The 18,735-nt window shown below is 72.4% G+C and carries 17 protein-coding genes; 7 read left to right on the forward strand and 10 right to left on the reverse strand.

Annotated elements, in window-relative coordinates:
• Positions 1-3: 3 nt before the first annotated feature.
• The 6 genes from ACFWZ2_RS07420 to ACFWZ2_RS07445 all read right to left on the reverse strand — a co-directional run bounded on the left by ACFWZ2_RS07420 (position 4) and on the right by ACFWZ2_RS07445 (position 5,315).
• Positions 4-1,416 (reverse strand): family 2B encapsulin nanocompartment shell protein, encoded by a 1,413-nt coding sequence (locus tag ACFWZ2_RS07420; RefSeq protein WP_384543200.1) that lies wholly within the window; start codon positions 1,414-1,416, stop codon positions 4-6.
• A gap of 197 nt (positions 1,417-1,613) precedes the next feature.
• Positions 1,614-2,663, reverse strand: a complete 1,050-nt coding sequence (locus ACFWZ2_RS07425) for a MerR family transcriptional regulator (protein ID WP_384543202.1) — start codon at positions 2,661-2,663, stop codon at positions 1,614-1,616.
• A gap of 6 nt (positions 2,664-2,669) precedes the next feature.
• Positions 2,670-3,341 (reverse strand): HEAT repeat domain-containing protein, encoded by a 672-nt coding sequence (locus tag ACFWZ2_RS07430; RefSeq protein ID WP_384543205.1) that lies wholly within the window; start codon positions 3,339-3,341, stop codon positions 2,670-2,672.
• A gap of 97 nt (positions 3,342-3,438) precedes the next feature.
• On the reverse strand, positions 3,439-4,437 hold the full coding sequence (locus ACFWZ2_RS07435; RefSeq protein WP_384543207.1) for a DUF3048 domain-containing protein: 999 nt from the start codon (positions 4,435-4,437) through the stop codon (positions 3,439-3,441).
• A 194-nt stretch (positions 4,438-4,631) separates the two neighbouring features.
• Entirely contained in the window at positions 4,632-5,117 is a 486-nt protein-coding gene (locus ACFWZ2_RS07440; RefSeq protein WP_384543210.1) for a MarR family winged helix-turn-helix transcriptional regulator, read from the reverse strand.
• Positions 5,118-5,153: 36 nt separating this feature from the next.
• Entirely contained in the window at positions 5,154-5,315 is a 162-nt protein-coding gene (locus tag ACFWZ2_RS07445; RefSeq protein ID WP_384543213.1) for a hypothetical protein, read from the reverse strand.
• 46 nt (positions 5,316-5,361) lie between these two features.
• Here ACFWZ2_RS07445 and ACFWZ2_RS07450 point away from each other — a divergent pair, with 46 nt between their 5' ends.
• The 7 genes from ACFWZ2_RS07450 to ACFWZ2_RS07480 all read left to right on the forward strand — a co-directional run bounded on the left by ACFWZ2_RS07450 (position 5,362) and on the right by ACFWZ2_RS07480 (position 13,128).
• Positions 5,362-6,318: an SDR family NAD(P)-dependent oxidoreductase gene (locus ACFWZ2_RS07450; RefSeq protein WP_384543216.1), complete on the forward strand. Its 957-nt coding sequence runs from the start codon at positions 5,362-5,364 to the stop codon at positions 6,316-6,318.
• 26 nt (positions 6,319-6,344) lie between these two features.
• Positions 6,345-7,214 carry an amidohydrolase family protein gene (locus tag ACFWZ2_RS07455; protein ID WP_384543218.1) on the forward strand — a complete coding sequence of 290 codons (870 nt, stop codon included), beginning with the start codon at positions 6,345-6,347 and terminating at the stop codon, positions 7,212-7,214.
• A gap of 10 nt (positions 7,215-7,224) precedes the next feature.
• The gene (gene menE, locus ACFWZ2_RS07460) at positions 7,225-8,730 is read left to right on the forward strand and encodes an o-succinylbenzoate--CoA ligase (protein WP_384543221.1); all 1,506 of its coding nucleotides are present in this window, start codon (positions 7,225-7,227) and stop codon (positions 8,728-8,730) included.
• Positions 8,731-8,771: 41 nt separating this feature from the next.
• Entirely contained in the window at positions 8,772-9,236 is a 465-nt protein-coding gene (locus ACFWZ2_RS07465; protein WP_384543224.1) for a MaoC family dehydratase, read from the forward strand.
• A gap of 138 nt (positions 9,237-9,374) precedes the next feature.
• On the forward strand, positions 9,375-10,754 hold the full coding sequence (locus ACFWZ2_RS07470; protein WP_384543226.1) for an MFS transporter: 1,380 nt from the start codon (positions 9,375-9,377) through the stop codon (positions 10,752-10,754).
• Complete coding sequence (locus ACFWZ2_RS07475; protein ID WP_384543229.1) at positions 10,742-11,521, forward strand: PTS sugar transporter subunit IIA; 780 nt, start codon at positions 10,742-10,744, stop codon at positions 11,519-11,521. Before ACFWZ2_RS07470 ends, ACFWZ2_RS07475 begins: the two co-directional genes overlap by 13 nt.
• A gap of 26 nt (positions 11,522-11,547) precedes the next feature.
• The gene (locus tag ACFWZ2_RS07480; protein WP_384543232.1) at positions 11,548-13,128 is read left to right on the forward strand and encodes a PTS ascorbate transporter subunit IIC; all 1,581 of its coding nucleotides are present in this window, start codon (positions 11,548-11,550) and stop codon (positions 13,126-13,128) included.
• A gap of 25 nt (positions 13,129-13,153) precedes the next feature.
• On the opposite strand, the gene ACFWZ2_RS07485 is transcribed toward ACFWZ2_RS07480, so the two are convergent.
• The 4 genes from ACFWZ2_RS07485 to ACFWZ2_RS07500 form a co-directional block, all read right to left on the reverse strand.
• Positions 13,154-14,002, reverse strand: a complete 849-nt coding sequence (locus tag ACFWZ2_RS07485; protein WP_384543234.1) for an endo alpha-1,4 polygalactosaminidase — start codon at positions 14,000-14,002, stop codon at positions 13,154-13,156.
• Positions 14,003-14,034: 32 nt separating this feature from the next.
• Entirely contained in the window at positions 14,035-14,910 is an 876-nt protein-coding gene (locus ACFWZ2_RS07490; protein WP_384543237.1) for an SGNH/GDSL hydrolase family protein, read from the reverse strand.
• Between the two features lie 157 nt (positions 14,911-15,067).
• Positions 15,068-16,876 (reverse strand): ABC transporter ATP-binding protein, encoded by a 1,809-nt coding sequence (locus ACFWZ2_RS07495; protein ID WP_384543239.1) that lies wholly within the window; start codon positions 16,874-16,876, stop codon positions 15,068-15,070.
• The gene (locus ACFWZ2_RS07500; protein ID WP_384543241.1) at positions 16,869-18,734 is read right to left on the reverse strand and encodes an ABC transporter ATP-binding protein; all 1,866 of its coding nucleotides are present in this window, start codon (positions 18,732-18,734) and stop codon (positions 16,869-16,871) included. The genes ACFWZ2_RS07495 and ACFWZ2_RS07500 overlap by 8 nt, the downstream gene beginning before the upstream one ends.
• Position 18,735 lies beyond the last annotated feature (1 nt).

An 18,735-nucleotide genomic window follows, 5' to 3' on the forward strand; every position in this document is an offset into this window, starting at 1 on the left:
CGCTCAGCTGCCGCTGCGGGCGATCTGCACGTTCTCCAGGACGCCCAGGGCGTCGGGCAGCAGGATGGCGGCGGAGTAGTAGGTGCTGACCAGGTACGAGATGATCGCCTGCTCGCTCATGCCCATGAAGCGCACCGAGAGGCCGGGTTCGTACTCGTCCGGCAGTCCGGTCTGGTGCAGGCCGACGACGCCCTGGTTCTTCTCGCCGACGCGCATGGCGAGGATGGAGCTGGTGTTCTGCTCGGTGATGGGGATCTTGTTGCAGGGCAGGATCGGCACCCCGCGCCAGGCGGGGACCTGCTGGCCGCCGAGGTCGACGTTGTCGGGGTAGAGGCCGCAGGCGCTGAACCCGCGCCCGATGGCCGCGATCGTCCTGGGGTGGGCGAGGAAGAACTTGGTGCCGCGGCGGCGGCAGAGCAGTTCGTCCATGTCGTCCGGCGTGGGAGGGCCCGAGTGCGGCTGGATGCGCTGCTTGAAGTCGGCGTTGTGGAGCAGGCCGAACTCCCGGTTGTTCACCATCTCGTGCTCCTGGCGCTCGCGCAACGCCTCGATGGTGAGCCTGAGTTGCTCCTCGGTCTGGTTCATCGGCCCGTTGTAGAGGTCGGCGACCCGGGTGTGGACACGCAGGATCGTCTGCGCGACGGAGAGTTCGTACTCCCGTGGGTGGAGTTCGTAGTCGACGAACGTGCCCGGCAGTTGGGCCTCGCCCGTGTGACCGGCCGACATGGCGATCTCTGCCTCGCCGTGCCGGGTCTGCCGGTTGCGGGAGAGCGAGCGGAACCGCTCCAGGTGGGCCTGGAGGCTCGGCGCCGTGGCCAGCACCGCGGCGAAGTCGGCGCGGGACAGGGTGAGCAGGGTGCCTGCCGTCTCCGCGGTGGCCGTGGAGTCCCATCGCGCGTCGGCGTCGAGCAGCGCGTGCTCGCCGAACTGGCCTCCGTCGGCGAGCACGGAGACGGCGACCTCGTCGCCGTACTTGCCGACGGAGCTCTGGTTGATCCGGCCGTGGGCGATCAGATGGATCTGCTCGGCGGGGGCGCCCCGCATGGCCAGGACCTCACCGGCGCGGAAGTCGCGCTGGGTGCAGCGGTCGGCGAGGGCGGTCAGGACGTCGACGTCGTCGAAGCCGCGCAGCAGGGCCAACTCGCCCAGCTCGCGCGGGATCACACGGACATCCGTACCGTCCTGGACGAAGTCGATGTGCCCGTCGCCGACGGTGTAGCTCAGCCGGCGGTTCACCCGGTAGGTGCCGCCCTTGGTCTCCACCCAGGGGAGGATCCGCAGCAGCCACCGGGAGGTGATCTCCTGCATCTGCGGGGCGGACTTGGTGGTGGTCGCGAGGTTGCGGGCAGCCGCAGTGCTGAGGCTGGACTGCCGAGACGGCTCCAGCCGCGGTTCCGGGCTGGTCTCAACGGTCATCGGGGCGAGATCTCCTTAGGTCCGACAGCGATCGATCCGTCCAGACCGGAACGCTAACGACCGGTGTGCCCCGCTCGCCCGGAGAGGCCGATGAGTTACCTCGATGTAGCGATCTTGCTCTCCGGCAGGTTTATCCGCACAGCCGACGGTCCGACTGTGCGATCGATCATGTGTCCGAGAGTCCTCGTGGAGATCTCTTATCGCGCGTCGTGCGCTGTCGCGTCGTGGCTCGCCGTGTCGTGCGTCGTCGCGTCGCGCATCGTCAGGAGGTACGTCGCCGTGACCGCGACGCCGCGGTCCCCGTCCCGTGTCAGATCGGCGAGGGCGCGGGACGCCGTGGTCCCCGGAATGTCCCCGAGCGCCTGCGTCAGCCGTCGTCGCGCCGACGCGTCGTCGGCGCTCGCGGCGAGGCGGTCGACGAGCCTGCGGGCGATCTGCTCCGCCGGAGCGGGGCTGTGTGCCAGCGCGCTCAACGCGTCGGCCGCATCGACGTCGTTCGTCGCCCCGGCGATCATGTCGACCAGCGTCGGGACCCCGTCGGGCACCCCGCGGGCCCCGAGTGCCAGCGCCGCACACCCGCGGACCACGGCGTCGGGGCCGGCGAGGGCGTCCCGCAGGACCGCGGTCGCCGCATCGTCGGGCATCTCGGCGATGGACTGCACGGCACGTTTGCGCACGTTGGCCGACGGTGAGCCGAGGCCCTCCGCGAGCAGCGCCAGTGCCTCCCCGCCCGACTGCGCAAGGGCCCAGCGGAGGGCTCCGGCGACATGCGGCTCCGCCTCGCTCAGCACCGCCTCGACCAGGGCCTCCACCGGCACGGGAGCCTCGTCGACCGAGGAGAGGGCCGCGCGCTGACGCTTCCCCGCGCTCTCCGACCTGAGCCCCTGGAGGAGCGCGACGGTCTGCAGGACGCTCTCCCAGCCGACCGGTTCCGCGGCGCCGATCCTGCGCAGCCGCGTGAGCAACTCCGTCTCGACTGCGATGCGTTCCTGCGTCTGACGGATGAGGTCGTCGACGAGCCCCGAGGGCGTGAAGCCCGGATCGTCGAGCGCGCGCCCGATGTCACGCAGCGAAAGCCCCAGCGACCGCAGACTCTCGATGTGGAAGATCCGCCGGATGTCCTCGTCGGAGTACTCGCGATAGCCCGCACCGGTACGACCCGTCGGCCGCACCAGGCCGAGCGACTCGTAGTGCCGGAGCATGCGGGCGCTGACCCCGGACCGTCGTGCCACATCACCGATCAACACGGCCCGTCACTCCTCCTTGTCCGCCGCCGTGCCGAGGGCCACGACGCGCTTCGCTTCCTCGATCGCGGCATCGAATCCGGCATCGGGGTCGCGCAACAACTGCTGTGTGGCGAGCGCGTGCTCACGTACGCGAGGGTCGGGATCCGCCGCCGCGGCACGCAGCCTGGGCAGGATCATCTCACCGAGCGCGATCAGCGACCGGCTGAGGCTCAGCCGCATCTCGCGGTCGCCGCGCCCGAGCTGGGTCGCCAGCACCCCTGCCAGCTCGGCCTCCTCCCCCTCGGGCACCAGGACGACCGCGGCGCGCCAGGCGCTCCGCGCCACCTCGTCGTCGGCGTCGGTCAGCAGGGCCCGGGTGATCGCCGGCCACGCCTGCCGGTCGCCGATCTTGGACAGGGTGTGCAACGCCTGGCTGCGCGCCTGCGCACGCTCCGAGCGGAGTTCGTCGAGCAGACCCGGGACCGTCATGGCTGCTGCATGGCGGGTGAGCGCCCACGTCAGCATTTCGCGGACAAAGAACTCGGGTTCGATCGCGCAGCGCTCGATGAGCTTGGCGACGAACCGCGGGTCGGGGGCCGAGCCGACCGCAAGGGCCGCCCGCAGCCGCACCGACCCGCGACTGTCCTCCAGCCACTGAAGGGTGCGCGTGGTGTCCGTCTCCTGTGCCGACATGGTCATGGGGACCACCTCCTTGGCCACAGTGAAGACCTTGTCACTGTGTCAAGGTCAACCAGAGGCACGCCGCCCTCGCCCCCCTCCGAGGCGCTGGACGCGGTCAGTGGCGGTCCGCGTAGACCATCCAGACCTGGCCGGGGGCGAACGGCATCGGCCTGCCGTCGGCGAGTGTGAAGGACGTGCCGCCGGTGACCGCCGACCGCTTCCAGCGGGTGGGGTAGCTCTTGCCGTCGCGCAGCACGAGTGCCTTGCCGCTGCCGACCGTCTCGATGTACGGCGTCACCGCGCCGTTGACGTCCTTGTAGCGGGAGGGGCGCATGGTGACGTACTGGATCACGATGGTCCGTGCCCCGAGCCGCGCCCCGGACGTGCTGCGGGCCGGGGCGCCGTCGAAGGACGCGAGCCAGCGGCCCTGCCGCGGCGCCCAGCGGAAGGTGTGGCTGGCCGAGGCGTAGCTGACGGTCCTGCGCTCGGTGGGGGTGCCGCCCGCGGGGGCGGGCCCGAAGCGGAAGCCGATGTCGGTGGGGCGGTCGGCCCGGGGCGCGGTGCGCATCAGCGCCTTGGGGCGCAGGAAGAGGTTGTGCGGGGCGGGCCGGTAGCCGTTGCGGAAGTAGGCGCCGGGGACGCGGCCGTGCGGGCGGGCGTAGAGCGGGGAGTTCCTGAGGACCTTCTGCAGCGAGCTGCGCACCCCGGAGTAAGAGAGGGCCGGGCGGCCGAACTGGCGCAGCAGCTCGATGTCGGACTCGCGCGCGCTGCGCACCGGCCCGACCGTCCTGGGCAGTCTGCTGGAGTACACGCCCATCAGGCGGCTCATCCCGCCCTCGACCTTCTCCACGTAGACGATGTCCGCCTGGTCGAGTCCGGTGTGCGGCCGGGCCCGTCGCGCGTTGTCGAACTTCACCGCGAGGACCTGGCCCTGAGGTGCCATCAGGCCGGTGAAGGGCGAGCGGGCGCGGGGCGGTGGGGCGTCCGCGCCCGCGGGGGCGGTCGCGTGGGAAGGGGCGCCCACGGCGAGCGCGGCCGTGGCGGTCAGCGCGAGTGCTGCGGCGCGGATGCGGGTGCGGGTGCTGCGGCGGGACCGGGCTGTCGTTGGTGCCATCGCGGCGTCTCCATTCGTGTCCGGGCACGGGTGTCCGTGCGGGGAACCTGTCGTCGCCGCGGCGCGGCAGGCGCAGTCCTACCTCGCGAAGGCACCGCACGAATCACCGCTGGGGCCATCCAACCGGCCACGTCACTCTTTCCGGGGGGCGCGCCGCGTGGCTCCGGCGGGGGAGAGCCGGCCGTACCGCGGCCCTAGGGGTGCGCGACCCGCAGCAGCAGGGCGTGCAGCGTCTCGCGTTCCTCCGCCGAGAGGGGCGCGGTGAGTTCGTCGGTGATCCGGTGGCTCATCTCGTCGCTGTCGCGCAGGTGGGCGCCGCCCTTGTCGGTGAGGACGACGATGCGGGTGCGGCGGTCGCCGGGGGCCGGGCGGCGTTCGACGAGGCCGAGGCGTTCGAGGTCGTCGACCAGGCCGACGATGGCGCTCGGGTCGTAGCCGAGCGCGGTGCTCAACTTCCGCTGCGGCGCGCCGTCGACGGTGGCGAGGTAGCGCAGCAGCGCGTAGTGGCGCAGCCGCATGCCCGACTCCTGGAGTGCGGAGTTGAAGAGCTGCCCGGAGCGCAGGCCGAGCCGGTAGAGGAGATAGCCGGTGTCGGCGTGCAGCTCGCGCATCCACGGCTCGTTCGCGTCGACGGGCTTGGCGGGTGACGTCGTGGAGTGCGGGCTCCTGGAAACGGTCATGGGTCCAGCATGCCTCACCATTAAGTGCGACGACAATCATTGACGACGACAATGATGTGTCTTAGCTTCCTTCCGGAGGCCGGTCCCGATCCCGGCCTCGATCACGGCTTCGGCCGGTCCGTACTGGTTCACGCCGGTCCGTTCCGGTCCATTCCGAGCTGCTTCTTTGCCGTTGAACTCCCTGTTCAGCGCTGCCATTTACCTGTCTGTACGCCGTTCTGCGCGTCCGCCGAAGGGAACCCCCATGCCTGATCCCGCCATCGATCTCACCGGCAAGGCCGCCGTCGTCACCGGCTCGGGCCGGGGTCTCGGCCTCGCCTACGCCACCGCGCTCGCCGCGTCCGGCGCCGCCGTCGTGGTCAACGACGTCGACCCCGAGGCCGCCGAGCGGGCCGCCGCCACCCTGCGCGGCCAGGGCGCACGCGCCGTCGCCGAGGCCGTCGCGGTGGGCACGTCCGAGGCCGCCGACCGTCTGGTCGCCCGCGCCGTGAGCGAGTTCGGGCGGCTCGACGTCCTGGTCACCAACGCGGGCATCCTGCGCGACCGCGTGCTGTGGAAGATGACCGACGAGGACTTCGACGCCGTCGTCGCCACCCACCTCAAGGGCACTTTCACCTGCGCGAGGGCCGCCGCCGTCCGCATGCGCGAGCAGGGCGAGGGCGGCAGCCTGATCCTGGTCGGCTCCCCCGCGGGGCAGCGCGGCAACTTCGGGCAGACCAACTACGCGGCCGCCAAGGCGGGCATCGCCGCGATGGCCCGCACCTGGTCGATGGAGCTGGCGAAGGCGGGCATCACCGTCAACGCGATCGTGCCGGTCGCCGCCACCGCCATGACCGAGACCATCCCCGCCTTCGCGCCCTACATCCAGGCGCTGCGCGAACGGGGCGAGGCGCTGCCCGACTTCCTGCGCAAGGGCGAGGGCTTCGGCACCCCCGAGGACTGCGCGGCCCTCGTCCCCTTCCTCGCCTCGGACGCGGCCCGCGACGTCACGGGCCAGTGCGTCGGCATCGGCGGGGACCGGATCACCCTGTGGTCGCATCCGCAGGAGGTCAACGCGGCGTACGCGGAGGGTGGTTGGCGCCCTGAGGCGATCGCCGCCGCCTGGCACACCGGCGTCGGCAGCGTCCCGCAGACCGTCGGGATCCCCGCGCCCAAGGTGCCGTCCGCGCAGACGCCCGCGACCGAGGCGCCGGCCGCGTGATGGGCGGCCCGACACCGTCCCCCGCGATGGACCTCGACCAGCTCGTCGCCATCGACGTCCACACGCACGCCGAGGTCTCCGCCAAGGGCACCGCCTCCCTCAGCGCCGAACTCGACTCCGCCTCCAGCGCGTACTTCAAGGTCGAGGGCGACCGGAAGCCCACCCTGCCCGAGATCGCGGCGTACTACCGCGAACGGAACATGGCCGCCGTCGTCTTCACCGTCGACGCCGAGTCCGCCACCGGCACCGAACCCGTCCCCAACGACGAGGTCGCCGAGGTCGCGGCCGCCCACCCCGACGTCCTCATCCCCTTCGCCTCCATCGACCCCTTCCGCGGCCGGGCAGGGGTGCGGCAGGCCCGGCGCCTGGTCACCGAGTACGGGGTGCGCGGCTTCAAGTTCCACCCGAGCATCCAGGGGTTCTTCCCCAACGACCGGGCGATCGCCTACGCGTTGTACGAGGTGATCGAGGAGACCGGCGCGATCGCGCTCTTCCACACCGGGCAGACCGGCATCGGCGCAGGCGTCCCCGGGGGCGGTGGGATCCGCCTCAAGTACTCGAATCCGCTGCACGTGGACGATGTCGCCGCCGACTTCCCGGACCTCAAGATAATCCTCGCCCATCCGTCCTTCCCCTGGCAGGACGAGGCCCTGGCCGTGGCGACCCACAAGCCGGGCGTCCACATCGACCTCTCCGGCTGGTCGCCCAAGTACTTCCCGCCGCAGCTGGTCCGGTACGCCAACACGCTCCTCAAGGACAAGGTCCTCTTCGGCTCCGACTACCCGATGCTCACGCCCGACCGCTGGCTGGCCGACTTCGCGCGGCTCGACATCAAGGACGAGGTCCGCCCCAAGATCCTCAAGGAGAACGCGGCCCGGCTGCTCGGGCTCAAGTAGGGAGGGCGCCATGCGTAACGAAGGAATCGGATCCTGGCCCGCACGCCGGGCCCGCAAGACCCCGCACCGCACGGCGTTCCAGCACGAGGGGGCCACCACCTCGTACGCCGAACTCCATACCCGCACCACACAACTGGCCCGCGCGCTACGGAAGTCGGGCGTGCGGCGAGGCGACAGGATCGCCTACCTCGGCCCCAACCACCCCGCCTTCCTGGAGACGTTCTTCGCCGCGGGCGTGCTCGGCGCGGTCTTCGTGCCGCTCAACACCCGCCTGGCCGTCCCCGAACTCGAGCACCAGCTCGACGACTCCGGTGCGGCCACCCTGATCCACGCCCCCGCCCACGCCGAGGCGGCCGAGCGGCTCACCGGGCTCGCGCCCGCCCTGCGCACCCGCGTCGAAGTGGGCCCGCGCTACCAGGAGTTGATCGCGTCGGCCGTCCCCGACCCGCTCGACGAGGCGGTGACCGGGGACGACGTCAGCATCATCATGTACACCTCGGGCACGACGGGCCGCCCCAAGGGCGCCATGCTCACCCATGCCAATCTCACCTGGAACGCCGTCAACGTCCTCGTCGACACCGACCTGACGGCCGACACCACCGCCCTCGTCACGGCCCCGCTGTTCCACACGGCGGGCCTGAACATGCTGACCCTGCCGACCCTCCTGAAGGGCGGCACCTGCGTCCTCGTCGAGTCCTTCGACCCCGAAGCGACACTCGGCCTCATCGAGCGGCACGCCGTCACCGCGATGTTCGGGGTGCCCACGATGTACGAGCAGATGGCGCGCCAACCCCGCTGGGACGTCACCGACTTGAGCACCCTCGCCGTCCTGATGTGCGGCGGCGCCCCCGTCCCGGCCCCGCTCATCGCCGCGTACGCCGAGCGCGGCCTCGCCTTCCAGCAGGGCTACGGCATGACCGAGACGTCACCCGGCGTGCTCTACCTGGACGCGGAACACGCCGTCAGCAAGGCGGGCTCGGCCGGGGTGCCGCACTTCTTCACGGACGTCCGCGTGGTCCGCCCCGATCTCACGGACGCGGAGGTGGGGGAGGCGGGCGAGGTCCTGGTGGACGGCCCGAACGTCATGTCCGGCTACTGGGGCCTCCCGCGGGAGAGCGCCGCCGCCTTCGCCGACGGGTGGCTGCGCACGGGGGACGCCGCGCGCCGGGACACCGACGGGTACATCACCGTCGCCGACCGACTCAAGGACATGATCATCTCGGGTGGCGAGAACATCTACCCGGCCGAGGTGGAGAGCGCCCTGCTCGCCCACCCCGACGTCGAGGAGTGCGCCGTGATCGGTGTGCCCGACGAGAAGTGGGGCGAGGTGCCGCGCGCGGTGATCGTCGCGCGCGAGGGAACGGCCCCCGACCTCGACGACGTGCTCGCCTCGCTGGCGGGGCGCCTCGCCAAGTACAAGATCCCGAAGTCCGCGGTACTCGCCGACGAGCTGCCGCGCACCGCCTCAGGGAAGCTCCTCAAACCCGCGCTGCGCCGCCGCTACGGCGCCTCCTGAACCGCACCCGCCTCCCTCAATCACGCCTGGAAGAAGGACACATGAGCACCACCACGACCACCGTCAACGGCCTCGACGAGCTCAAGAAGCTCGCCGGGAGCGACCTCGGCGCGAGCGACTGGATCGAGGTCACCCAGGAACGGATCGACACCTTCGCCGACGCCACCGGCGATCACCAGTGGATCCACACCGACCCGGCACGCGCGGCCGAAGGCCCCTTCGGCGCCCCGATCGCGCACGGCTACCTCACGCTCTCCCTCTTCATCCCCCTCTTCACCGATCTGCTCGACGTCCAGGGCGTCACGACGAAGGTCAACTACGGCCTGGACAAGGTGCGTTTCCCCGCACCCGTGAAGGTCGGATCGCGCATCCGGCTGCGCGCCGTGCTCGCCTCCGTGGACGAGGTGCGGGGCGGCGTGCAGATCGCCGTCGACGGCACCGTCGAGATCGAGGACGCCACCAAGCCCGCCTGCGTCCTGCGCAGTCTGTCCCGCTTCTACAACTAGGGCCTCCCCACAGCGTTGCCGCCCCCCTCCGCCGTGCATCTGCACGCATCAGACCCCGCCCACCAGCACCGAAGAGTGGGCGCCACCCGCACGCGGCCTGATCCGCCGGACAGGCCCTGGCCGCCACGAGGAGCAGTCATGCCCGACGCCCCACCGGCGCAGCGAAGTACCCCGCAGCTGCGCAGGGTCGCCCTGTCCGGTCTGCTCGGCACGGCCGTGGAGTTCTACGACTTCCTGGTGTACGGAACGGTCGCCGCCCTCGTCTTCGGCGACCTGTTCTTCCCCGAGGCCGACTCCGCGGTCGGCACCATCGCCGCGTTCGGCACCTTCGCCGCCGGGTACGTCGCCCGCCCGCTCGGCGGCATCGTCTTCGGACACTTCGGCGACCGCGTGGGCCGCAAGTCGATGATGCTCATGACCATGGTCATGATGGGCGCGGGCAGCTTCCTCATCGGCCTCCTGCCGACGTACGACGTCATCGGCGTCTGGGCGCCCGTCCTGCTCGTCCTGCTGCGCGTGGTGCAGGGCATCGCGATCGGCGGCGAGTGGGGCGGCGCGACGCTGATGGTCGCCGAGCACGCGGGGGAGCGGCCGCGCGGCCTGTGGACCAGCTTCACCCAGCTGGGCGCGCCGCTGGGCACCCTGCTCTCCACGGCCGTCGTCACCCTCGTCTCCACGCTGCCGGACGAGCAGTTCCGGGCGTGGGGATGGCGGGTGCCGTTCCTGCTCAGCCTGGTGCTGCTCGCCGCCGGGCTCTACATCCGCCTGAAGGTGGAGGAGAGCCCGCTCTTCGCGGCGGAGCGGCGGGAACGCGGCGAGCGGCCCCAACAAGGCACCGCACGGCCGCCGTTGCTCGAAGTGCTGCGCAGGCCCCGCTCCGTGCTGGTCGCCGCGTGCGTGGGCATCGGCCCGTTCACCGCGCAGTCCCTGCTGACCAGCTTCCTGATCTCGTACGCGGTCGACCACGGATACACGCGCTCGCAGGTCCTGACCGGAGTGACCGTGGCCTCCGCGACCGCACTGGTCATGATGCCGCTGGCCAGCATGGCCTCCGACCGCTTCGGGCGCAGGCCCGTCGTCTTCACCGGCGCGGCCCTCTCCGCCGCCACGGCCTTCCCGGTCCTCGCGCTCGTCGACTCCGGGCGGCCCGGCCTTCTCGTCCTGGCCTGCGTCATCGGCCACGGCATCGCCCAGTCCACGATGTACGGCCCGCTCGGCGCGCTGCTCACCGAGATGTTCGGCACCCGCGTGCGGTACACGGGCGCCTCCCTCGGCTACCAGACGGCGACCCTGCTCGGTGCCGGCTGCTCCCCGCTGGTCGCGAGCGGCCTGCTCGCCACGTACGACTCCAGCACCCCCGTCGCCCTCCTGATCACCGGCGGCGCGGCCATCACGGCGCTCACCGTCTGGCTGATGCGGGAGACGAAGGACGACACACTCGGTGCCCGGCCCCCGAACGGCGCCCAGGAGGTGCCGGGCCGCGCACGTCGGAGAGAATCATGGGCATGGCAGCGCTGAGTGAACTCCTCCCCGTGGCCGCCGTGGTCGTCGACGCCCCGGCGGCCGACTGGCGCGAGGCCGTGCGGCGCGCGGGTGACCTGTTGGTCGCGACGGGCGCCGCCACGGACACGTACACCGCCGAGATGATCGAGAACGTCGAGCAGAACGGGCCGTACATCGTCATCGCGCCCGGGCTCGCCTTCGCGCACGCCAGGCCCTCGCCCGCCGTCCTGGACACCGGCATGTCCTGGGTGCGCCTCGCCGAACCCGTCGCGTTCGGGCACGAGGCCAACGACCCCGTCGAACTGGTCGTGGGCCTCGCCGCCAAGGACGCCTCCGAACACACCGCGGCGATGGGAGCGCTCGCCCGGCTGCTCGCCGACCCCGACCAGGCGCGGGCACTGCGTGAGGCGCCCACCCCGCAGGCCGTGCACGCCCTGCTGAGCGGCGGTCGGCAGGACGAGGAGCCACGGAAGGCGGCGGCCCGCGGCGGCGGCGAGCTGCACAAGATCCTGACGGTGTGCGGCAACGGCGTCGGCACCAGCCTCTTCCTCAAACAGACCGTCGAGGGCGTCCTGGACCGCTGGGGCTGGAGCCGGTCCGTCACCGTCGAGGCGACCGACACCATCTCGGCCAAGGGCAAGGCGAACGAGGCCGTCGCCATCCTCACCTCGCGCGAGATCGCACGGACGCTCGGCGACGTCGGCGTCCCGGTCAAGGTCGTCGAGGACTTCACCAGCACGGCGGAGGCCGACCGCGTGCTCAGAGACACCTACGACGTCTGACGGCGCGGGCAAGGAGAACCACCACCATGGACTGGCTCGTGTCGATCGCGGAGTTTCTCGTCAACGAGATCCTCAGCCAACCCGCGTACCTCATCGGCCTCATCACCGCCGCGGGGCTGATCGCGCTCAAGAAGTCGGCGGGACAGGTCGTCGGCGGCGCCATCAAGGCGACCCTCGGCTTCCTCCTGATCGGGGCCGGCGCCACCCTCGTGGTCGGCGCCCTCGCCCCGCTCGGCGAGATGATCCAGGGCGCCACCGGGGCGCACGGCGTGATCCCCACCAACGAGGCGATCGTCGGCATCGCCCAGGAGAAGTACGGCGCCCGCGTCGCCTGGCTGATGATCCTCGGCTTCGCCATCAGCCTGCTCCTGGCCCGCTTCACACCCCTGCGCTATGTCTTCCTGACCGGCCACCACATGCTGTTCATGGCCACGCTGCTGACCATGGTCCTGGCCATCGCGGGCCAGCCGTCGTGGCTGGTCGTGGTGGTCGGCGGCGTCCTGCTCGGCATCATGCTGGTGGCGATGCCCGCCTTCGCGCACCCCTGGACGAAACGCGTCACTGGCAACGACTCCGTGGCGATCGGCCACTTCGGGACGGCCGGGTACATCGCGGCGGGCGCCACGGGGCAGCTGGTGGGGCGCCGCAGCCGCAGCACCGAGGAGATGAACCTCCCCGAAGGGCTGCGCTTCCTGCGCGACTCGATGGTCGCCACCGCCCTGTCCATGGTGCTGATCTACCTGATCATGTCGCTCGTCTTCCTCGGCAAGGTCGGCAAGGAAGCGGCGTTCAAGGCCTTCGGCGAGGACGGCGCCGCGGGCGCGAGCGGCGTCGGCGACTACGTCATGCAATCCGTCATGCAGGGCCTGCAGTTCGGCATCGCCGTCGCCGTCATCCTCTTCGGTGTCCGCACGATCCTCGGCGAACTCGTCCCCGCCTTCCAGGGCATCGCGCGCAAGCTCGTGCCCGGCGCCGTGCCGTCCCTCGACGCCCCGATCGTCTTCCCGTACGCGCAGAACGCCGTCCTCATCGGCTTCATCTCCAGCTTCATCGGCGGACTCATCAGCCTCGGACTGCTCGCCTGGGTCTTCCACCCGGCCTTCGGCCTCGCGCTCGTCCTGCCCGGCCTGGTCCCGCACTTCTTCACCGGCGGCGCCGCGGGCGTCTACGGCAACGCGACCGGCGGACGGCGCGGCGCGGCACTGGGCGCCTTCGTCAACGGCGTCCTGATCACGTTCTTCCCCGCGCTCCTCCTGAAGGTCCTCGGCGCCTTCGGCGAGGAGAACACCACCTTCGGGGACGCCGACTTCGGCTGGTTCGGCACGCTCATCGGCTACTCCGCCAAGGCGGGGGAGGCGGCGGGCATCGTCCTGATGCTGCTGATCGGCGCGGTCGTCCTGCTCGGGGCGATCGTCGTCCAGAAGCGGGTCGTGGAGACCGGCTGGGACCCCGGCGCCCGGCGCGACGCGCTGCTGCCGCCCGCCGAGACACCCGCACGGGCCGCCGCGAGCGGGGCGGGGGCGGGGTCCCCGGTGACGTACGCGAAGATCGCACCTCCGCGCGGGGCACCGGCACCGCCCCCGCCGCCGGACGACGGCAGGGGCTGAGCGCGGCCGCGGCGGCCGGTGCCGGTCAGCAGTGCCGGTACACGTAGCTGTCCTCGCCGGGGGTGCTGACGTCCCGGTCGCGCAGGGTGAGGGAGAGCTTCTTGCCCCAGGTGCGGCAGGCGGCGTCGAAGGCCTTCGTCTCGTACTCGATGTCGAAGACCTTGCCGTTGTACGCCTTCTCGTAGGCGCCGCACTCCTTGTACTGGGCGCACTCCTCGGTCACGGCGAAGTCGAAGCCGATCCTGCGGCGCTCGCCGATGAGATCGGTGGTGTTCTTCTGCGCGATGGCCAGCCCCCCGCGGTGCGCGCGCTCGGCGAGCAGGCGGGCGAAGGCCGCCGCGTCGTCCGCGGTGAGCAGTCCTTCGGAGCGTTCGTAGGAGTCGAGGTTGTCGGGCTCCACCGCGTCGAAGCCCGCGGTGCCGCAGCCGTCGATCCAGCGGCCGACGACCTCGGCGAGCGCCGCGCGCTTGTCCGCGGTGGAGATGTCGAGCAGCGGTTCCTTCCAGTCCTCGTCGACGACGGTCTCGCCGTCCTTGTCGCGCAGCACCAGGTCGGGGTGCTCGCGCTGCCACCAGCGCGCGGCCTTGGCACCCGGCTGGGCCTGGAAGGCGTTGACGTAGCAGATGTTGTAGCGGCCGGGTACGGGGTCCGCGGTGCGGTCGCGCGAGACGGCGCGCACCTTCGCGGGCGGCGGATAGGCGCCGCCCAGCTGGTAGTCGAAGGCGGCGTCGACCGGCGGCTGCCGGACGGTGTCCCCGGCCGGTTCGGCGGCGGAGCAGGCGGCGAGCAGGGTGAGCAGCAGCGCGCCGCCGACGCCTGCTCGAAGGGTCCGCGTGGAGCGGTTTGTGCGGGTACGCCACTTGATGCCGGTCACGGATCAAGGATCGCACCAGGGCTGGTGCGGGGTTACGGCAGGCCGAGGACCTTGGACGTGTGCTCGGCCATGCCCGCCTCGCCCGCGGCGTTCGGGTGCACGGGGACGTAGTCCGTGCCGAACAGGACGGGCTCGATCCAGCGCTGGTCCGCCGGGCGGCAGGCGTCGTGGGCGTCCGAGGCCGCCGCCATGTCGACGAACGTCGCGCCGCTCTCGCCCGCGGCCCGCTCGGCCGCGCCGTTCAAGTGGGCCTGGAGATCGCGGAGATAGGGCACGTCGCCCTCCGCGATCGGCATCTTCGCGAAGCAGCCGGGCACCGCCTGCGCGGGGGTGATCCACGGGTAGCCGAGGATCGCGACCTTCGCCTTCGGGGATCTGGTCTTGATCTCGTTGAGCGCGGCCTTGAGCGCCGGATAGGTCTTCGTGTCGATCTGGTCCTTGAAGGAGTTCCCGTAGAGGGTCTTGCAGGGGCTGCCCTGGCCGCCCGTGGCGATGCCCGCGCTGCCGCAGGCGAGGATCGCGCTGATGAATGTGTTGTTGTCGTTGCCGCCGATGGTGAGCGTCACCAGGTCGGTGTCTGCGCTCAGCGCGTCGAACTGCGGGGCCACACCCGGGTATGGGGACTGGGTGAAGTCCTTGGTCTGGGCGCCGCCGCAGGTCACGTCCTTGAGGGTGGCGCCGGTCGAGGCGGCGATGAGGTGCGGGTAGTTCTTCGAGGTGCGGGCGCAGATCAGGGGTGCGGCAGGGTCGAGGGGCAGGACGCCCGATCCGGCGCTGTAGCTGTCGCCGAGGGCCACGTACCGCAGGGGCGCGGTCGGCTCGGCGGCGGCCGGTGCCGCGCCGAGACCGAGGGCGGCGAACGAGGCGGCGGCGACGGCCGCCGCCGCGGTGCGATGCTGTGCGGGCATCCGCATGAGCGTTCTCCTCCGGGCGGGATCGGTGAGGGATCCGGGGCCCGGCAACGTAATTCACTTCTCGACCGCCCACTACGCCTGTGGATGCGCGTCCTGGTGAGGGGATTTGGCATCCGTGTGACAAGGGGGGCGGGGCGCGCCGCGCGGTGGATCAGGCGTTCCCGCGGGTGCCGAGCCGGTACAGCTCCGCGTAGAGGCCGCCGCGGGCCAGCAACTCCGCGTGCCCGCCCGTCTCGTGGACCCGGCCGCCGTCGAGCACCACGATGAGATCGGCCGTGCGCACCGTCGCGAAGCGGTGCGAGACGAGGACGGTGACGGGCGGCGTGGCCGAGGCGCGGGACGCGGCGGTGTAGCGGGCGAACAGCTCGTGCTCGGCGGCCGCGTCGAGGCTCGCGGCCGGCTCGTCGAGGATCAGCAGCGCGGGCCGCTCCCGCATCGTCGTACGGCTCATCGCGGTCTGCTGCCACTGGCCGGTGGAGAGGTCGACGCCACCGGGGAACGAGGGGCCGAGCTGGGTGTCGAGCCCGTGCGGCAACTGCCCGGGGAGCCCGGCGCCGCCGCCCCTGGCCAGCGCGTCCGTGACGGCTCCGGGGAGTTCGGCGCGGGGCAGGTCGCCGATGCCGACGGCCGTGCGCAGCGTCAGTTCGAAGCGCTGGAAGTCCTGGAAGCACGCCGTCAGGGCCGTCCGCCAGGCGTGCACGTCCAGGTCCGCGATGTTCTCTCCGGCGTACGAGATGGTCCCCGATGTCGGCTCGTACAGCCTGCACAGGAGCTTGACCAGAGTGGTCTTGCCCGCGCCGTTCTCGCCGACGAGCGCGAGGACGGTTCCGGCGGGGACGCGCAGGGACACGTCGTGCAGGACGGGGCGGCGCGCGCCCGGGTAGGTGAACGACACGCGGTCCAGGACGAGTTCGGCGCCGGGGGCCGGTGCGGCAAGGTCCGCCCCGGGGGCGGTGGGCGTGTGCTCCGCGCGCGCCGCGTGGTCGGTCAGCCAGAGGAAGTGGCCCGCGGCGCGCAGGGCGTGCTGCAGCCAGGAGCCGAGCGCGACCAGCCCCGAGACGGATCCCAGGAGTTGTGCGCCGAGGACCAGGGTCAGGACCACGTCGCCGGGGGTGCCGTCACCCCGCGCCACCGCGACGAGGGCCAGCAGGACGCCGCCGAGATACCCGGTGGCGAAGACCAGCCAGCCGCCGCCCGACCAGAGCGCGGCCGAGGTGTCGGCCCTGTCGCGGCCGCGGCGGACGGTGTCCTGGAGGGCGTCGTGGCGCCGGGTGAGCTCGTCGGCCAGGCCGTAGACGCGTATCTCGCGCGCCGCGGCGGGGGAGCAGGACAGTTCGAGGAGGGTGCGGCGCAGCCGGTCGGGCTCCGCCGTGTCCCGTTCGGCGCGGCCGACGAGGACGTTGCCGCGGTGGGCGGCGAAGACGGTGGGCAGGGCGAACAGCGGCAGGGCGAGCAGCGCGGGGTGGACGGTGCCGAGCAGGGCCAGCGTCGTGCCGAGGCCGAACAGCGCCCGCAGGTTCTCCACGAGGGCGCCGAAGGCCCCGCCGAGCTCGCCGCGATGGGTGCGCAGCAGCTCCATGCGGTCCAGGTAGTCGGGGTGTTCGTGGTGGGTCAGGGTGGGGATGCCGCCGGTCAGCTCCATCAGGCGCCGGTCCAGGAGCAGGCCGACGTGCTGCTGGAGGTGGATGCGCAGGCCGGACACGAACGCCCCCGCCGAGTACGTCGTGACGACCGCGGCGACGAGCAGCGCGGCCGCCGTCAGAGCGGCCCTGATGTCCTGGCGCAGCGCGGCGTCGGTGGCCTCGCGGATGGCGAGGCCGCTGAGGACCCCGCAGCCGCCGACGACCGGGGCGAGGACCAGGACGAGCAGTGCCCTGCGGGCGTCGGCGCGGAACGCGGTGGTGATCAGGAGGGCCGCGGCCCGCGACCTGGCGCGGGGTTCCCGCGGCGTGTCACGCATGGGTCCCCCCGGCGTATGCGGCGCTCTGCAGGGCGAACGCCCGGGCGTAGCGGCCCTCTTGGGCGATCAGCTCGTCGTGGCTGCCCTGTTCGACGACGCGGCCGCCCTCGACGTAGCAGATGCGGTCGGCGAGCCGTACGGTCGCGAACCGGTGGGAGATCAGGACGGTGGTCAGGCCCCTGGTGAGGTCGAGGAACCGTTCGTAGAGGTCGGCCTCGGCCCGCACGTCCAGGTGGGCGGTGGGCTCGTCGAGGACCAGGACGCGGGCGCCGTGCTCCACCGCGTACAGCGCGCGGGCCAGCGCGAGGCGCTGCCACTGCCCGCCCGACAGGTCCGTGCCGTCGGTGAAGCGGCGCGACAGCGGTGTGTCCCAGCCGTGCGGGAGCGCGGCGACGGCCGGGCCGATTCCGGCGAGGTGCGCGGCCCGCGCGAGGGCGTCGTCGTCGCGCGGCGCGCTCACCGCGCCGAAGCCGACGTTGTCCCGCGCGGGCAGTTCGTAGCGGACGAAGTCCTGGAATACCACCGCGAGTTGGTGGCGCCAGCTGTGTACGTCGAGGTCGCGCAGGTCCGTGCCGTCCACGGTGACGCGCCCTGCCGAGGGGTCGTGGAGCCGGGCGAGGAGCTTGACGAGGGTGGTCTTGCCCGCGCCGTTGGCGCCGACCACGGCGAGCGAACCGGCCGCGGGCAGCCAGAGGTCGAGCGCGTCGAACACCGGACGGCGCGCCCCGGGATAGCTGAACGCCACCCGCTCGAAACGGATCCCGGTCGCGGGCAGCCCGGCGGCGGGCAGCACTCCATTGACGACGGAGTCCCGCTCCGGGAGCGCGGCGACCTCGAGTGCGGGCGGCACGGCGGCACTTGCCCTGGCCAGCGTCCACTGCAGGTCGCCGAGCCAGCCGAGCGCCGCGGTGCCGACGACGGCCTGGAGGTACACGGTCGTGCGGGCCACCCCGATGCCGCCGTGGGCGGACTCGACGGCCAGCGGCACGAGGACGGCCGCGTGCGCCGCGACGAGGAGCAGGGCCGCGGCCACGTCCCTGGCCACCGCATCGCGCCGGTTCCCGCCGATCCTGCCCACCCCGGCGAGCCACGCCCGGGTGAACCGGTCCACCAGCCAGGGCGCGAGGCCGAAGACCCGGATCTCCTTGGCCGCGCCGCCGTCGAGCGCCACACCGCGCAGATACTCCGCCCGCCGCAGCTCGGTCGTCGCACCGGCCTGGACGTCCACCGCCCGACGGACCTCCCGGTCCCGCCAGCGGCCCGACACCGTCCACGCGGCGATCAGCGGCAGCGGCGCCCACCAGTGGAAGCCGAGCAGCAGCACGGCCGATGTCACCCCCGCGGCCCTGGCCGAGAACAGCGCGGGCAGCGCCGTCACCGCCCGCGCCACCGGCAGCATCCCGGTGCCCTGCCCCTGCGCGAGCGTCAGCCGGTCGGCCACCGCGGGATCGTCGAGGGCGGCGATCCCCGCGGGGCGCAGCGATCCGCGCAGGACGAGCCGCGCGGTGCGCGCGGTGACCTGCCTGCCGAGGCGCCCCGCGGTGGTCTCGACGGCAGGCTCCACCAGGACACTGGCCACATAGACGCCGCACAGCACGGCGAACGCCGTCAGGACACCGTGCCCCGCCGCCGAGCCGAGCCCGGCGCCCGCATCGGGCAGCCTGCCCATCAGGACCCCGACGCTCAGCATCAGCACGGGCGACAGGGCGGCATCGATCAGCGCGAGCGCGGCGAGCGCCGCGGTCAGCGGCAGCGACGCCTGGGGCAGCAGCCGCAGCAGGGCGCGCACCGGCGCGGCGGCGCGGCCGCGCCCTCGCGGGCGCGCGGGTCCCCACAGCAGGGCGCGGCGCGTCGGCATC

Origin of the sequence: Streptomyces sp. NPDC059002 (genome assembly GCF_042740435.1) — a bacterium.
Classification (GTDB): domain Bacteria; phylum Actinomycetota; class Actinomycetes; order Streptomycetales; family Streptomycetaceae; genus Streptomyces.

What these genes read in the sequence shown, in the direction of transcription:
- ACFWZ2_RS07450 (WP_384543216.1), top strand. Translation starts at nt 5,362, where the DNA reads ATGCCTGATCCCGCCATCGATCTCACCGGCAAGGCCGCCGTCGTCACC.
- ACFWZ2_RS07475 (WP_384543229.1), top strand. Translation starts at nt 10,742, where the DNA reads ATGGCAGCGCTGAGTGAACTCCTCCCCGTGGCCGCCGTGGTCGTCGAC.
- ACFWZ2_RS07445 (WP_384543213.1), bottom strand. Translation starts at nt 5,315, where the DNA reads ATGGCAGCGCTGAACAGGGAGTTCAACGGCAAAGAAGCAGCTCGGAAT.
- ACFWZ2_RS07465 (WP_384543224.1), top strand. Translation starts at nt 8,772, where the DNA reads ATGAGCACCACCACGACCACCGTCAACGGCCTCGACGAGCTCAAGAAG.
- ACFWZ2_RS07495 (WP_384543239.1), bottom strand. Translation starts at nt 16,876, where the DNA reads ATGCGTGACACGCCGCGGGAACCCCGCGCCAGGTCGCGGGCCGCGGCC.
- ACFWZ2_RS07420 (WP_384543200.1), bottom strand. Translation starts at nt 1,416, where the DNA reads ATGACCGTTGAGACCAGCCCGGAACCGCGGCTGGAGCCGTCTCGGCAG.
- menE (WP_384543221.1), top strand. Translation starts at nt 7,225, where the DNA reads ATGCGTAACGAAGGAATCGGATCCTGGCCCGCACGCCGGGCCCGCAAG.
- ACFWZ2_RS07435 (WP_384543207.1), bottom strand. Translation starts at nt 4,437, where the DNA reads ATGGCACCAACGACAGCCCGGTCCCGCCGCAGCACCCGCACCCGCATC.
- ACFWZ2_RS07480 (WP_384543232.1), top strand. Translation starts at nt 11,548, where the DNA reads ATGGACTGGCTCGTGTCGATCGCGGAGTTTCTCGTCAACGAGATCCTC.
- ACFWZ2_RS07440 (WP_384543210.1), bottom strand. Translation starts at nt 5,117, where the DNA reads ATGACCGTTTCCAGGAGCCCGCACTCCACGACGTCACCCGCCAAGCCC.
- ACFWZ2_RS07490 (WP_384543237.1), bottom strand. Translation starts at nt 14,910, where the DNA reads ATGCCCGCACAGCATCGCACCGCGGCGGCGGCCGTCGCCGCCGCCTCG.
- ACFWZ2_RS07455 (WP_384543218.1), top strand. Translation starts at nt 6,345, where the DNA reads ATGGACCTCGACCAGCTCGTCGCCATCGACGTCCACACGCACGCCGAG.
- ACFWZ2_RS07500 (WP_384543241.1), bottom strand. Translation starts at nt 18,734, where the DNA reads ATGCCGACGCGCCGCGCCCTGCTGTGGGGACCCGCGCGCCCGCGAGGG.
- ACFWZ2_RS07470 (WP_384543226.1), top strand. Translation starts at nt 9,375, where the DNA reads ATGCCCGACGCCCCACCGGCGCAGCGAAGTACCCCGCAGCTGCGCAGG.
- ACFWZ2_RS07430 (WP_384543205.1), bottom strand. Translation starts at nt 3,341, where the DNA reads ATGACCATGTCGGCACAGGAGACGGACACCACGCGCACCCTTCAGTGG.